Below are 14046 nucleotides of genomic sequence, written 5' to 3' on the forward strand. Positions count from 1 at the left end.
CGTTCCCGAGGTGTTCGCACGTCGGCTGGCGGGTGGGAGGTTGCCCCGTGCTCCCGGCCGGACCTGGTTCGGACCGGCCGGGTCGGTAGCAGTGGAGTTCAACGGTTTCGCAGTGCGTAGCGCCTTTCCGCGTAGGCCAGGTCGTCGCGCCACAGCCTGGCGGCCGTGCGTTCGATGATCGGGCGCAGCACCGCCGCGGCCCGCCGGGCGACCGCGAAGCCGGGGCGAGTCGAATCAGCCACCACCGCCTCGACGACGGCGGTCCGGAACCGGCCGTCGGCTGCCCGGCCGAGCGGTGTCGCGTGCGTTTCCACCACGCTCCCCACGCCTTCGCCCTCGATGATGCGCATCACCACGGTCCTCGGCTCAGGGCAGACGAACTCCGCGCGCACCGGAACGCCGAACCGGCCAGCGACGCGGAAGGTCACCTCCACCAGGAACCGGTCCTCCGAGTGGTCATCGAGAACGTGCGGCGGGGCGCTGAGCACTGTCAGCCGGGTGAACGAGTAGGGGTGGAACCACGCCCCGTGCCAGGGGTCCAAGCGGTTGGCGACGATGTCCGAGGGTTCGCACACGCCGACCACCGAGGACACCGCCGCGACGCCGGTGTCCGCCGGGGGCCGCTCGGCGAGGACGGGTTCGTCCAGCGGCTCCTCGCCGCCGACGTGGTCCAGCCTGACCCACGCGAGAACCCCGTCGTCGTGGCACGGCAGCGGTTTCCAGCCCCGGCCCGCGTTCGGCCCCACGCGGAGCCCGTGCCAGCGGCACACCAGGGAGTCGCAGTCCACGGCGGCTTGGCTCAGGGGTGCGCCCAGGTGGGGGCAGCTGCCCGGACCGACGCGGAGCTCTCCTCCGGAGTCGCGCCAAGCGACCAGCTCGATCCCGGCGACCTGGAAGCCGCGGGGGTTCCCGGTGCCGATGTTGCTGCTGGCGGCGAGGACGTACCAGTTCCCGGACGGTCTCGCCTCGGCCCGCTTCAGCGCGGCCTCGATGATCGCCGGTTCGGCGTCGCGATAGGTCGGCTCCTGGTCGGCCCAAGCGCGCTCGAGGACCGGTTGCAGGGGCCAGCTGCGGGGCCAACGCCGTTGCAGCGCTCGCCACTTCGTCATCGCGTGCCCTCCTTCACTCGCGAGGTGAGCCAGCGCAGCGCCGCCGTTCGCCCGGCGGTCGGCACCGAGAACAGGTCGTGGCCGGGCAAGCCCCACCTCTCCAGCAGGCGGTTGGCGGCGTGCCAACCGGTGGTCGCCGCGCGCTCCATCAAGGCCACCGGGAGATCGATCCGGATCCCGTCACCGGCCAGCACCAGACCGGGGTGCGGGGTCGCGACCCCCGGCCTCCGGGCGAAATCGCCCACCCCGAACAACGGGCAGTCCTCGCGCCAGAGGAACGATTCGGCGGCGATGCCCGCCCGTGCGGTCTCCGGGTAGATCTCGTGCAGGCGGCGCAGCAGATCCCGGCGCAACCTCCCGGTGTGCTCGTGCTGCCCGGCGCCGCGGTCGACGGAAATCCCGTAGGCGTGGAGTTCGACGGTCGAGCCCCCGCGACGGGCCGCCCAGTCCTGCGCGTCGCGATCGTAGCGGTCGAGCACGCTGATGTTGTCCAGCGGCGCTCGGCCGGCCGTGCCCAGGAAGGCAGGGCGGTGCGGTGCGACAGGTTCGTCGAGCCAGAGGCGCTGGACGAAGAACGGTGGTGCGGTGCGCAAGTTCCGCACCGACTCGCGCCAGCGCGGTGCGCCCAGCGCCGGGGACGCGTCGAGGAGGTCGCGCAGTCCGGCCACGTCCGCGGCGAGGACCACACCGTCGGCCTCGTCGGTGTTTCCCGCGTCGTCGTGCACCCGGAAGGGCCGGGGACCGTCCACGAGATCGATCCGCTGAACGGCGGTGCCGGTGCGGAACTCGGCCCCGCGGGCGGCCAAGTACTTCTGCAGCGGTGTCCACAGGCTCCGGTCGAAGCCGGCGTCCGGGACGTCGAAGAGAATTCCCTCGCTGGAACCGAGGAAGTAGATGTGGAACATCGCGGCCAGTTCCGCAGCGGACATCTGCGAAGGATGCGCGAAGAAGCTGCGGGAGAAGACCTCGAACGCCAGGTGCCGGGCGGCGGGAGGGAAGTTGATCGACCGCAGGAAGCTCTCGGCGTCCAGGTGGTCCAGCCGGTGGTAGATGCCGGGCACGGTGACGTTGCCCAGCGGGGCAGCGGCGCGCGGATCCAGGCGGAGCAGGTCCTGCTTGCGGAACGTGGGGCTGCGCAGCGCGAAGGCGACCGCGTTCCACGGCGGGTTGCGGGGCAGACCTCGAAAGCTGTCCAAGCGTCCGCGCGAGTCCAGCAGCGGGTAGTCGTCCAGCGCGGTCAGCCTCTCCAGCCCCGGATCTGCGCGCTGGAGCAGCCGCCGCAGGTTGTAGTACTGCCGGAAGAAGGCGTGGAAGCCGCGGCTCATGGCGACCTCCCCGCCGTCGCCGAGCTGCTCGGTCCAGCCGCCCACCCTGCCGCCGAGGTAGGACTCGCGCTCGATGAGCCGAACCTCCACCCCGCGTTCGGCGAGTCCGGTCGCCGCGCAGAGCCCGGCGATCCCGCCGCCGACGACGACCACCCGCGGCCTGCCGGGCGTCCGCTCCACCGGCTGCGCGCGTGCACGGGGCGCGGGGTGGCGGACGACCCTGCGATCGGTGGCGATCTCAACGCTCATCTGGACCTCGTCCCGGTTCCGCGGGTCGCTCGGCGACGAAGGTGTGCACGATCCTCCGCTGCCAGCCCGTCATGGTCGCCGAGCGCACCGCCGTGAAGCCCGCCTCGCCCAGCCTGCGGCGGAACCGACTCACGCCGTCGAACGCCGCGACGCTGCGCCGCAGGTACCGGAACAGCGAGGCATCACCTGTCGCGGCCCACCCGGCGGGGATGATCACTCCGCAGCACACCGCGTGCCACGTGGCGCGAGCCAGCGGCGAGTCGCGAACGGAGTACTCGTGAACGCCCAGCGCTCCACCCGGGCGCAGCAGAGCCCGCAACGCGCGCAACCGCGCGTCCGGATCGACCAGGTTGCGGATCAGGTACGCGGCGAAGATGCCGTCGAACGGGCCGCGCACGCCGGCTTCGGCGAGCGACTCGACCGGAGCGTGCACGAACCGCACCGATTCCGGCCAGCTCTTGCGCCGCGCTCGCGCCAGCATCTCCGCCGATGCGTCCACCGCCACGATCTCCGCGTGCGGGTGCACCGCCAGCAGCGCCGCGGTCGATGCTCCCGTTCCGCAACCCGCGTCGAGCAGGCGCAGGCCGGAGCCCGCCTCGGGTAGGCACATGCGGCGAGCCGAGGAGCGGAGATGCCGGTGGTACCCGGGGTTGACCGCCACGAGCCGGTCGTAGGAATCCGCCGCACCGTCGAAGGCCGCGGCCACCGCGGGGCCGCACGCACCGATCTCGCCGGGCTTCACCGCGGCTCCCCTGCTTCCTGCGGCCGCGCTTCCGCGCGCCGCTGGCGTTCCCAGAGCAGCAGCACCGAGGTCACCAGCGAGAACCCGAACAGGAAGTCCTCGACGGGGATGTCCCACGGGAACCGCACACCGCTGAAGTGCTCCGCGGCGTAGCGGACGACCGGCTCGTCGAGCCTGGTGAGCAGGCCATCGACCGGGATCTGGAAGCCGAGCACGATGGCCAAGGTCAGCCAGTAGCTCGGCTTGCCGAACAGCCCGGTGCGCAGCATTGCCGCCTCCCACACCAGCACGATCAGGACCGAGAGCACGGCGGGCAGGGTGTAACCGATGCCGATCACGGAGCACGCTCCTTCCGGGCGGGTGCGCGCGGCGTCCGTCGGGAGGCCGCGAGCAGCGCCTCGACACAGCCGAAGGTCAGCAGTGCGCAGAGCGGGATCACCGCGAAGAACAGCACTTCCTCCAGCGGCAGCTCGCCGAGCACTTCCACCCCGGTGACGCGGCGCGAGTCGAACCACCACACCCCGCCCGCGATGGCCACCGCATCCCAGATCAGGAACACCGCCGCCACCGGCAGCACGCTCTTGATCGTCCTCAGCGGCCTGCGGTATACCTTGCCCCCGAGGAATTCCAGCGGAGCTGTGATGGCCACGCACAGGGCGAGGATGAGCAGGTAGCGCAGCTGGTCAGGTGTCATGGCCCACCTCCGGCTGGTGGTTGTCCCGCTGCCCGGTGCGCGGTGCGCCACTTTCCCACCGGGCCAGGGCCGCGCGGAACAAGCCCGACGTCGCGACGCGGTCCCGACGCCACCTTCCGACTGCCGCGCGCCGCTGGAACACCGCGAAGTCCTGATCCTCGATGCGGTCCAGGATCTCGGCGTAGAGGGTGCACGCGGTCTCGACGCAGGGGCGCGAAACCGGTTCCAGCAGCTCGATTCCCGCCCGCGCGAAGCGGTAGACCTCCCTTGCTGCGGCGTGCTGCTCGGCCAGAGCCCGGCGAACCCGCGGATCGGTGCGCCGGTGCTGCCTGCACCAGGCGAGCAGTTCCCGGTCCACGCCGTGCGCGGCCAGCTCGTCGGCCGGCAGGTAGACCCGGTCGCGGTCCAGGTCCTCGGCGACGTCCCGCAGGAAATTGGTCAGCTGGAACGCCTTGCCCAGCGCCGCGGCGTGCGGAGCCGCGTGCTCGGGCGGGCCTACGGTGCCCAGCACCGGCAGCAGTTGCAGCCCGATGACTTCGGCCGAGCCGCGCATGTACCGGTCCAGGGCCGCTCGATCCGGGTAGTCGGTCACGGAGAGGTCCATGCGCATGGAGGCCAGGAAGTCCTCGAACAGGCTTCGGTCCAGCCCGTAGCGCCCCGCGGTGTCCACCACCGCCGCGAGCAGCTCGTCCCGGCTGCCGCCCCGGTCGAGACCGGCCAGCAGCTCGCGTCGCAGCTGGGCCAGCGCCGCACCGGGCTCGCCGGGGGGCGCCGATGGCCCGGGCTCGTCGACGATGTCGTCGGCCCAGCGGGCGAACCCGTACAGCGCGTGCACCGCGGGCCGGCGCCCCTTGGGCAGCAGGCGGGTCGCCAGGAAGTAGGTCCGTCCGTGCCGCGCGTTGAGGCTGCGGCACCGCTGGTAGGCCTGGCGGAGCCGCGGATCGGTGATCGCTGCGGCGTCGAGTTCCGCGTCTCTCACACGCGATCTCCCATCGTTCGCTTCGGGCCGCGCTTCGCCGAGCGCGGCCAGGCCGCTCCGGTGACGCGGTCCGCCGCCAGGCGCCCGGAGATCAGCGCGGTCGGCACCCCGACCCCCGGCACGGTGGAGGAACCGGCCAGCACCACGTTCTCCGTACCCCGGGGGAAGTTGCCTGGCCGGAACGGACCCGTTTGCGCGAGCGTGTGCGACCAGGCGAACGGTGTCCCGGCGACCATGCCCCGCTCGGCCCAGTCCGCCGGGGTCAGCACGTGCGATGCCTCCACCGACGCGCGCACGCCCGGCAGCAGCCGGTCTTCCACCAGGCCGACGAGCTCGTCGGCGTAGGACTCGGCGCGCTCCGCCCAGTCGATCGGTCCCCGGCGGAGATTTGGCACCGGGGCGAGCACGCTCACCAGGTCGCGCCCCTCGGGTGCGAGCGCCGGGTCCGTCGAGGTCGGCCTGGTCACCAGCAGCGAGGGATCGCGCATCAACCTGCCCTCGGTGATGAGGTCGTGGAACGTCGAGCGCCACCCGTCCCCGAACGAGATCGTGTGGTGGGCGAGCGCCTCGGGTTGCGCGCGCACTCCCAGGTGCACCACGAAGGCCGACGGCGACGGACGCAGCGGCACCACGCGACGAGGTTCGCTCCCGAGCAGCCGGTGCGCGACCGGAGAATCGGTCGTGAGAACCGCCGCGTCGCAGCCGAAGCGCCTCCCGTCCGAGGTCCGGACGGCCCGCACCCGCGCGCCCGAGCGCTCCAACGAGTCGACCTCGGCGCCGTAGTGGATCCGCACACCCGCGTTCTCCGCCGCTCGGGCCAGTCCATCGGGAACCGCTCGCACGCCGCCGCGGGGAAACCAAACACCCGCGATCGTGTCCATGTAGGAGATCACCGCGTACGCGGCGAGCGCTCGCTGCGGCGACACGCCCGCGTAGAGCGCTTGGAAGCTGAACACCCGGCGCAGCCGGGGGTCGGAGAGGAACCGGCCGATTGCGCGGTCGAGCCTCCCGAACGCCCCCATCGCCACGAGACGCGCCAGTTCCGGGGTGAGCAGGGAGAGCGGGGAGTCCAAGTTCGACGCGATGAAGCGGTCGTACTGGACCCGGTACAGCTCGGTGAGCCACGACCGGAGCCGCTGGTAGCCGGCCGCGTCGGCAGCGCCTGAGAACGCCCTGATCTCCTCGGCCATCGCCGCCGCGTCGCGGTGCACCGCCAGGCTGCTCCCGTCCGCGAACACGGCTCGGTAGGCGGGGTCCACCGGGAGCAGGTCGAGGTGGTCGGACATGCGCGCCCCGACCGCCGCGAAGGTCTGCTCGAGGATGTCCGGCATGGTCAGCACGGTCGGCCCGGTGTCCACGCGGTAGCCCAGCATGTCCAGCCTCCCGGCGCGCCCGCCGGGAACGTGCTCCCGCTCCAGCAGCTCGACCTGCCGCCCGCGTCCCGCCAAGTGCAGCGCGGCGGACAGCCCGGCGAACCCGGCCCCGACCACCACCACGCGGTCCGTTCGACCCGTCACCGCCCGCATGCGGCACCTCCGCGCGCCTGACACCCGATACGGGCGGTCAACGCTTTTCGCCTTTGGTGCATCGAACCGCCATGTCCGCCAGTGCTTCTCCGAGGAAGGAGTCGAGCGGTGCCGAGGAGACCACGTGCTGCGCTTCGGCGACCCGGTCGGCGATGAGCTCCTCGACGCGGTCCGGTGCGTCCGTGCTCGCGATCAGCTCGCGCCACTGCTCGACATCGGTCACGTCGAGCTCAGCGGCGGCGAACAGCTCCGACATCCGCTCCCGCGCAACGGGAGCAGCGAGGTCACGGGCGAGAACGACGACGGTGGTCGCCTTGCGGTCCCACAGGTCGGCGGCACCCGGCTTGCCCGTCACCGATGCGGTGCCGAACACTCCGATCAGGTCGTCGCGCAGCTGGAACGCCTCCCCGACGAGGGTGCCGTAGCGCCGCAAGACCTCCAGCACCTCCACATCGCACCCGGCGAGGAGAGCACCGAGCTCCAGCGGTCGCCGCACGGTGTAGTTCCCCGACTTGCGGCGGGCGACCGCCAGCACGTCGTCGAGCTCCGGGAACCCCCGGGCATCGTTGAGCAGGTCGGCGAACTGCCCCACCGCTAGCTCGCTGCGCATCCGGTCGTAGACCGGCCAAGCCCGGTCGAGCGCGGTCGTCGCCATGCCGCTCTCCCGGAGCAGCTGTTCGGCCCACACGAGGAGCAGATCACCCAGCAGGACGGCCGATGACGTGCCGAACCGCTCGGACGATCCGGACAGACCTTCTCCCCGATGCCAGTCGGCGAGCCGCACGTGCGCCGCCGGGCGGCCCCGGCGGATCGCGGAACCGTCCATCACGTCGTCCTGCACGAGTGCGAACGCGTGCAGCAGTTCGGTGCTGCCAGCGGCTCGCAGCGCGGTGTCGCCCGGCTCGCCCGCGCTGAGCCAGCCGAGGTAGGCGAACGTCGAGCGCAGGTACTTGCCACCCGTGCCGTACTCGGTGAGCAGGTCGATCAGGAAGTCCTCGTCCGGCAGCCCTCGGAAGTGGCACGCGCACTGGGCGCGGACGAACTCCCGCACGTGGTCGGCTGCCCTGTCGCGAACGCTGTTCAACCAGCCGTCGAGGTCGGCTCGCCGACCGGCTGCGGACGGTTCGGCTTCCGCCCCCGCCGCGTTCGTGTCAACGATGGACACTCGGTGCACCTCTGACCCGCCCTTCGCTCCGGATTGCCCGACCCGAACTGCTCGCGCTGCTGCGCCATTCGGCCGCGCGTGCACCACGCGGCGATTCCTCGCCGATCAGCCCGGCACCTCCGGGCCCTGCGATCGTGCTGCCTCGTCTGCTCCTGGGACTGCAATCCGCGCAATTCCGCGCGTACCACCGCCTCCTGCTCCGGAGTGGGATCCCCTCGAAAATGGCCAGCTCGGCGGCGGCGAGCTTCTGGTCCCGCTCCCGGTCGGCTTCCGCGGATCGAGCACAGGCTTCCGGCATCGCGCCTCGTTCCCGCCGGAGGCGGTACGGGTTGCCCGCGGGCAACCTGCCGGTCATCCGCCCGTAGAGGCCCAGGGCCAGCAGGATCAGGCCGGAGATCAAGCTGAAGAACACGTTCGGGAGCACGTTAAGCGGGGAGTTGGGGATCGCCAGGCGAGCCAGGCCGAAGAGCACGAACGCGGCCCCGATCGCGGCAGCCGCGATGGAGGCGGGTCCCTTCCCGGCTGCCCGGCAATCGAGAAAAACGGCAGCCCGTCGGCGAACCCCAATCCGGCGAACGCCAACAGCCCGGCGCTGCGCACGAGCTGTGCCGGATGACTTCGGCGAGCGGCAGTGTCAGCCATGGCGTCCAGCTCATCTCGACTCGGGTACGCGGAGTGACGATTCGAAACGATGCTAGGAACAATGCAAAACCAATGCGACTCGATCTGACGGCCGTCCACCCAATGGGGCGTCGCGCAACACGCGCCAGTTGTACTGGCCCGCGAGGTCGGGTACGTGGCTGACGCCCTACCGGCCCCAGACCAACGGGAAGGTCGAGCGCTAGCACCCTGCTCGACGAATGGGCGTATGCCCGCCCTACGACTCCCGAACCGAATGCCGCCCCGCCCTGCGCGCCTGGCTACACACCTACAATCACCACCGCAGCTACACCGCACTCGCTGCCAACCACCCCCGTGCGCTTGTGCGTGATCCGACTTCGGCGAGGGCGTCTTTCCAGACACGCCAGGCACGGGGGTGTAGCAGGCGCCGTTGTCGGTCAGGACTCACTCGACATCAACCACTGCCGGGAGTCGCGGAGCCGACCGGGCGTTCGAACGGTGCCGACCGCCGGATCAGCACGCGGCCTGGAAGTGACCGCATCCGTTCAGCCGTGCCGCGTGCCCCGCCTGGCGAGAACCGTTCTGTAGCGCTCGCGGTGAAGGGGGGATTAGAACTCGAAGTCCGTCGACCGCAGCTATGTCAACGGACGCAGCGCCGTTTCCGACATCAGACCACCAGTATGGCCACGTGGCCGCATCGGAACCACGGGCGCGTACCGGCCCTGCACTCCGTGCTTCCTCGGCTGCGGGACGCACGAGCGCTGAGCGACCGATTCTTCGCCGCGCGCTCGTTGCTTTAGGGGACGTTTTCTTTTGGGGTTTGCGTGGCGGTGCGGGTAGCGGAACCTCTCTTGGGTCCGGCGCGCGGCGACAATTCACCGCCGAGGGCGGGCCACTGAGGTGCACGGGCACGGCGCTGAGCACGAGGTCGACCGCTTCCGCCAGCGATTCAGGAGACGAATATGCTCGCGCAGCACGAACGTTCGACCAGCCCGGGCCGCACAACAGCTGTTGCGCGCAGTGCTCGGCGATGCGGCGGAGTCGCTCTTGCGTGTCGTACCGGGGGACGTCGAGATCACCGAGGTTTAGTTCGTCGACGGGTACAAAGGTCGGCGCATTCACGGCCACCTCGGCCAGCACTCCCAGGCGATGTCGAGTCCGCCTACGAGCGCGCAGGTTACGATCAGAACTCGGAAGCCCACCGGGCCGATGACAAGTCATAACGCCCGTATCAATTGAGGTGTGGTAGTCGCCCGAGCGATTCGGCTGTCACCCCTCAAGTCACATACTGTGGGGTCATGCGACATCCCGTGACACCGGACGGGCGTTACTTCGTCGTACGAGGTCGGTTGTGGCGGTGCGCCGACCCGAACCTCACCCCTCGCGAACGCGCCCGGCTCACCCGAGAACTGATGGCCGCACGACGGGCGAAGCGGGCGGCGACGCGCCGTGGAGACCAAGCCGCACGCGAGCGGGCACGAGAGAACATCGATAGTGCGAAGCGGGCTCTCGGCGAGCGCGGACCGGTTTGGTGGACTGACGGTGCACCAGATCTCAGCCGGCGCATGGCGCGCAACACGCGCTACGCCGACTGGTTCGCCGATCTGCGAACCGGGACACCGGCCCCCTCGAACCCAGAATCCTAGGTGTACTTGGTCGTCAATCCAACCTACGGGCCTTCATCACCAACAACGACCGCACTACCGCTCTTGCCGCCGCTCTTGCCGCCTGGATCAAGCACTACAACACTCAACGCTCCCCAGCGCACTCGGAGGACAACGACCGATCAGCCGCCTGCGACCAACCTAATGGCCGAGTACGGGGGTGTACTCGGCCACGAGAACCCGTGAGCCCAGGAGAGTCATGAGGTCGCTGCAGCCGTTCCCGGAACAGTGGACGCGGGCCGTGTGCGTGATGGCCCACCCCGACGACGTGGAGTACGGGCCCGCGGCCGCGGTCGCGCGCTGGACCGGGTCCGGCCGCGAGGTCGGATACGTCTTCGTCACCAGCGGTGAGGCCGGGATCGAGGGCATGCCGCCCGAGCGAGCGGGCCCGCTGCGCGAGCAGGAGGAGCGGGCTGCGGCCGCGCGCGTCGGGGTCGCCGAGCCGGAATTCCTCGGCTTCGCCGATTCCGCGATCCGCAACACCGCCGAGCTGCGGCGGGCGATCGCCGACGCCGTCCGGCGCTGGGACCCCGAGCTGATCGTGCTGCTCAACCACCGCGCCCGCTGGGCCAACGGCGGCGGCAACACCGACGACCACCGCAACACCGGCCACGCGGTGCTGGAGTGCCTGCGCGAGAACGACTTCCCGCGGCTGCGCTGGATCGCCATCGCCGACTCGCCGGAGATCGACCACGCGGTGGATGTCACCGGCACGATCGAGACCGGCCTGGCCGCGCTGCGCGAACACCGCGCCTACCTCGAGGCGCTCGGCGGGGAGCAGTGGTCGGTCGAGCACGTCCTCGGCAACGCGAGCCAGGCGGGGGAGCTGTTCGGAACCACCTACGCCGCCGCGTTCGAACTGCGCGACGTCGCCTGAGCCCGTCCGCGAAGGATCGAGGTGCCGGCGGCCGGGCCGCCGGCACCGCTCGAGTGGTCAGGCGGGCTCGCGCTTCGCCGTGACCTGGGTGACCACGGCCAGCGTGCCCATGACCGCCACCGTGGCCAGCCCGATGAGCAGCGATGGCGCCGAGTGGCCGACGACCAGGCCCACGACACCGACCACGATCAGCGCCGTAGCGGCGATGTAGCGGGCACGGGCCACCGACCCGGTCCGCGAGCGCAGGAACAGGATGTTGCCCAGCAGGTAGATCAATGGGCCGCCCACCGTCGTCAGCACCACCGCCGGGGACATCTCGGCGTGGCTGATGCGCAGCTCGATCGACACCGCCACCACGATCGCGCCCGCGACCATCAGCGCGTGCGCGTAGGCGAAGGCCGAGCGCAGCGAGCGCGTGCTCGCGTCCCCGCGGCTCGCCTGAGTGTCCGCACCGGCCAGCGCGAAGTAGGCCCACCACAGCACGAACAACCCGAAGAACCCGAGCAGCGCCGCCAGCACCGCCCGCGCCGGGATCGGATCCAGCTCGGAGAGCGTGAAGCCCATGATCAGGATCGACTCGCCGAGCGCGATGATGAACACGCCGCGATTGCGCTCGGCGAGATGCTCGGGATCTGTCGGCCAGGTGTGCATCGGCGCCGAACCCAGCCCCGGGAAGCGGAACTGGAATCGCGGCGCCGCCACGTCGACGATCAGCGCCACCAGCCACACCACCAGTCGCGGCCCCGGCTCGAGGAAAGCGCCGACGAGGAACAGCACACCTGCCGAAGCGCTCCAGGCCAGCAGGTTCGTGTAGTTCTTCGCCAGCACGTGTCCGCGCAGCGCGATCGCCATGAACGCCGGACGCCCGACCTGCGCGGCCACGTAGCAGGCCGCGAACAGCAGCCCGTCCTCGGCGAAGGCGTGCGGCAACGCCAGCGACATGCCCAGCGCCGCCAGCATCAGCAGTCCGTTGAGGACGCGGACCGCTCCGCTGTGCGGATCCAGCCAGTTCATCGCCCACGCCGAGTAGTTCCAGGCCCACCACACGGCCCCGAACAGCACGGCGACCTGCACGAAGCCGAGCAAGCTGAGGTGGTCCAGCAAGGTGTGCGAGATCTGCACGATCGCGAAGACGTAGACCAGGTCGAAGAAAAGCTCGATCGGCGCCACCTCGGAGCGGCGAGGTCCCTCGGGCCGCATCAGGCGAGGTCGCCGTCCCGCCTCATGCGGATCGGTGTTCGGGCTCAACGCGTTCCTTCCCGGCAGACCGAGCGGTCGTGCTGCCTTGTCTCAACGGTCTTGCTCGTGCCGTTGATGTTCTCAGGAAGGTGGGCACGCGGGCGGTCACCGGGTCGTCCGTGTCGCCCGGTTGCTCGGATGCGCTGGAGGATTCCAGCGCGAACGCTTCGGTGGCAGCGGCGTCGACCTCGACCCGCCGGTGCTGCGTGCCGGTGCGGATCCCGTCGCGCAGGGCTTCGTGGAGTTGCCATCCCTCGGCGACGCGCGGGAGGGGGAGCGCACCGGGCCGGTGGTGAACGCTTCCACGGGAGCTGGTCTGGTGGTCATCGGCGAGCACCACGATGTCGCCGGTCTTGGTGATGCGGGCGAGCCGGTCCAGCCGGACCCAGGCACGCCGCGGCAGGCGCTGTTCCAGGTGCTCACGGTCGCGCACGGTCCTCCGCACAGCCCAGCGAACGTACCGAGGGTCAGCGGTGAGATGGACCGGCCCCGCCATTCCGGCGAGCAGCGCGAGCGCGGAACCCGCCACGGTGGCGAGAGCGCGTACGGCGGTCCGGGACACGCGAGTTCGCCGAATCGCGAGGGTTCCGCGAAGTGCCGGACGGTGGCCGCGCTGAAAACATGCCGTCAAGCCTGTGAACCTGCTCGTTCCGACGTTGCGGAACACGCAGATTCACAGGCCGAGGGCCGCCAGGCCATCCGGTTCACGACGGGACTTGGTCGACCCGGACGTCCTGGCGGTCGTGCCGCGGGTGCGCACACCCGCGAGAACTCACTCCGCGCCGGTTGCGCTGCCGCTCATCACCTGCTCGACGCGTCGTTGCATCTCCTCCTCGGAGACCTCCTCGACGTGCGTGGCGATGGACCAGCGGTGCCCGAAGGGGTCGTCGAACTGACCCGCGCGATCGCCGTAGAACTGGTCTTCGACAGGGCTGACGCCGACCGCTCCCGCTTGCAGGGCCTTGTCGTAGATCCGGTCCACGTCTTCGACGTAGACGTGCAGCAGCACCGGCGTACCGCCCAAGGCGCGCGGATCGTGCTCGTCCATGTCCGAGAGCATGATGACGGAATCGCCGATGCTGAGCTCGGCGTGCCCGATCCCGCCGTCCTGGGTGGGCATCCGCATTCGCTCCTCGGCACCCAGCACGGACGTGTAGAAGTCGATCGCGGCAGCACCGTTGTCGACGAGAAGATACGGTGTTACCCGCGGATAGCCTTCCGGAATCGGTTGAACCTCGCTCATGGGATCCCCCTTGCGGGTCGAGTGGAGTTGCGACCGGGCTCCCTCGCTGCGGTGGCAGGAGAGGCATCGCTACCTCGAGCGTGCGTGCTGGGGGAGATGAGAGACAGAGGAATTGGTCCTGCGGTGCGGGAGCCGAGCACGACTCAATCGGCGCGCTCGCGGAACACCAGCACCGCGGTCACCGCGAGCACCAGCACGCCGACGGACTCCACGACGAGGCTGGTCGGCGCGAGCTGGTAGCTGAGACTCGAGCGCAGCCCGAAGAGCCCGGCCGGGGTCAACGCGATCACCAGGGCCAGCAGCGTGCCCGCCATGAGCAGCAGGCTCAGCACGCTCGTCAGCAGCAGGCGCCGGTGCAGACCCACCATCGCGACCGCCAGCACGAGCGAGCCGAGCGCGTTGACCACGAACAGCGCACCGAGCAACCCGCCGGTGCCGCTGATGACCAAGTACAGGTGGATACCGCCCATGGCCAGCAGCAGCAACGCGCTCGCCACTCGCCAGGCCAGCAAGGACCGCCGCCCGCCCGCAGCGGGCGAATCCCCGGCACGACGCTCCGATGACATGTCCACAGCCTCGCCTCCCGACGCGCGCCCTTCCAGCGCCCAGGGGC

Annotated in this window: 13 protein-coding genes and 1 pseudogene; 2 read left to right on the plus strand and 12 right to left on the minus strand. The window is 70.6% G+C overall.

The features are described 5' to 3' along the window. Nucleotides 1-98 precede the first annotated feature (98 nt). From ABD289_RS08975 to ABD289_RS09010, 8 genes are read right to left on the minus strand one after another with little or no spacing between them, the layout of a single operon-like run. Entirely contained in the window at nt 99-1109 is a 1011-nt protein-coding gene (locus ABD289_RS08975) for a DUF5914 domain-containing protein (RefSeq protein ID WP_344128698.1), read from the minus strand. Next, the gene (locus ABD289_RS08980) at nt 1106-2683 is read right to left on the minus strand and encodes an FAD-dependent oxidoreductase (protein ID WP_344128700.1); all 1578 of its coding nucleotides are present in this window, start codon (nt 2681-2683) and stop codon (nt 1106-1108) included. Before ABD289_RS08980 ends, ABD289_RS08975 begins: the two co-directional genes overlap by 4 nt. After that, the gene (locus ABD289_RS08985; protein WP_344128702.1) at nt 2673-3425 is read right to left on the minus strand and encodes a class I SAM-dependent methyltransferase; all 753 of its coding nucleotides are present in this window, start codon (nt 3423-3425) and stop codon (nt 2673-2675) included. Before ABD289_RS08985 ends, ABD289_RS08980 begins: the two co-directional genes overlap by 11 nt. Next, the gene (locus tag ABD289_RS08990; RefSeq protein ID WP_344128704.1) at nt 3422-3763 is read right to left on the minus strand and encodes a lycopene cyclase domain-containing protein; all 342 of its coding nucleotides are present in this window, start codon (nt 3761-3763) and stop codon (nt 3422-3424) included. Before ABD289_RS08990 ends, ABD289_RS08985 begins: the two co-directional genes overlap by 4 nt. Continuing rightward, the gene (locus tag ABD289_RS08995) at nt 3760-4119 is read right to left on the minus strand and encodes a lycopene cyclase domain-containing protein (RefSeq protein ID WP_344128706.1); all 360 of its coding nucleotides are present in this window, start codon (nt 4117-4119) and stop codon (nt 3760-3762) included. Before ABD289_RS08995 ends, ABD289_RS08990 begins: the two co-directional genes overlap by 4 nt. Beyond that, on the minus strand, nt 4109-5098 hold the full coding sequence (locus tag ABD289_RS09000) for a phytoene/squalene synthase family protein (RefSeq protein ID WP_344128708.1): 990 nt from the start codon (nt 5096-5098) through the stop codon (nt 4109-4111). The genes ABD289_RS08995 and ABD289_RS09000 overlap by 11 nt, the downstream gene beginning before the upstream one ends. Then, nucleotides 5095-6624 (minus strand): phytoene desaturase family protein, encoded by a 1530-nt coding sequence (gene crtI / locus ABD289_RS09005; RefSeq protein WP_344128710.1) that lies wholly within the window; start codon nt 6622-6624, stop codon nt 5095-5097. The genes ABD289_RS09000 and crtI overlap by 4 nt, the downstream gene beginning before the upstream one ends. 37 nt (nt 6625-6661) lie before the next feature. Continuing rightward, nucleotides 6662-7789 (minus strand): polyprenyl synthetase family protein, encoded by a 1128-nt coding sequence (locus tag ABD289_RS09010; protein WP_344128712.1) that lies wholly within the window; start codon nt 7787-7789, stop codon nt 6662-6664. A gap of 806 nt (nt 7790-8595) precedes the next feature. On the opposite strand from ABD289_RS09010, the pseudogene ABD289_RS09015 reads away from it, so the two are divergent. Together ABD289_RS09015 and ABD289_RS09020 are read left to right on the plus strand one after the other, a co-directional pair. Beyond that, nucleotides 8596-8763 (plus strand): annotated as a pseudogene (locus ABD289_RS09015) (integrase core domain-containing protein); the annotation flags it as partial. Between the two features lie 1510 nt (nt 8764-10273). Further along, nucleotides 10274-10951: a PIG-L deacetylase family protein gene (locus ABD289_RS09020; RefSeq protein WP_344128714.1), complete on the plus strand. Its 678-nt coding sequence runs from the start codon at nt 10274-10276 to the stop codon at nt 10949-10951. 57 nt (nt 10952-11008) lie between these two features. Here the strand turns inward: ABD289_RS09020 and ABD289_RS09025 are convergent, their stop codons facing one another. The 4 genes from ABD289_RS09025 to ABD289_RS09040 form a co-directional block, all read right to left on the minus strand. Further along, entirely contained in the window at nt 11009-12121 is a 1113-nt protein-coding gene (locus tag ABD289_RS09025; RefSeq protein WP_344128716.1) for a low temperature requirement protein A, read from the minus strand. A 52-nt stretch (nt 12122-12173) separates the two neighbouring features. Further along, nucleotides 12174-12719 carry a hypothetical protein gene (locus ABD289_RS09030; protein ID WP_344128718.1) on the minus strand — a complete coding sequence of 182 codons (546 nt, stop codon included), beginning with the start codon at nt 12717-12719 and terminating at the stop codon, nt 12174-12176. 243 nt (nt 12720-12962) lie between these two features. Further along, nucleotides 12963-13433, minus strand: coding sequence for a VOC family protein (locus ABD289_RS09035; RefSeq protein WP_344128720.1), 471 nt, complete (start codon nt 13431-13433; stop codon nt 12963-12965). A 143-nt stretch (nt 13434-13576) separates the two neighbouring features. Further along, the gene (locus ABD289_RS09040; protein ID WP_344128722.1) at nt 13577-13999 is read right to left on the minus strand and encodes a hypothetical protein; all 423 of its coding nucleotides are present in this window, start codon (nt 13997-13999) and stop codon (nt 13577-13579) included. Nucleotides 14000-14046: the final 47 nt, after the last annotated feature.

Source organism: Saccharopolyspora halophila, from assembly GCF_039531955.1.
In the GTDB taxonomy this organism is placed as follows: domain Bacteria; phylum Actinomycetota; class Actinomycetes; order Mycobacteriales; family Pseudonocardiaceae; genus Saccharopolyspora; species Saccharopolyspora halophila.

Bases quoted from the DNA above. Each gene is read 5' to 3' on its own strand.
- ABD289_RS08975 (WP_344128698.1), bottom strand. From the start codon at position 1,109: ATGACGAAGTGGCGAGCGCTGCAACGGCGTTGGCCCCGCAGCTGGCCC.
- ABD289_RS08980 (WP_344128700.1), bottom strand. From the start codon at position 2,683: ATGAGCGTTGAGATCGCCACCGATCGCAGGGTCGTCCGCCACCCCGCG.
- ABD289_RS08995 (WP_344128706.1), bottom strand. From the start codon at position 4,119: ATGACACCTGACCAGCTGCGCTACCTGCTCATCCTCGCCCTGTGCGTG.
- crtI (WP_344128710.1), bottom strand. From the start codon at position 6,624: ATGCGGGCGGTGACGGGTCGAACGGACCGCGTGGTGGTGGTCGGGGCC.
- ABD289_RS09020 (WP_344128714.1), top strand. From the start codon at position 10,274: ATGAGGTCGCTGCAGCCGTTCCCGGAACAGTGGACGCGGGCCGTGTGC.
- ABD289_RS09035 (WP_344128720.1), bottom strand. From the start codon at position 13,433: ATGAGCGAGGTTCAACCGATTCCGGAAGGCTATCCGCGGGTAACACCG.
- ABD289_RS09040 (WP_344128722.1), bottom strand. From the start codon at position 13,999: ATGTCATCGGAGCGTCGTGCCGGGGATTCGCCCGCTGCGGGCGGGCGG.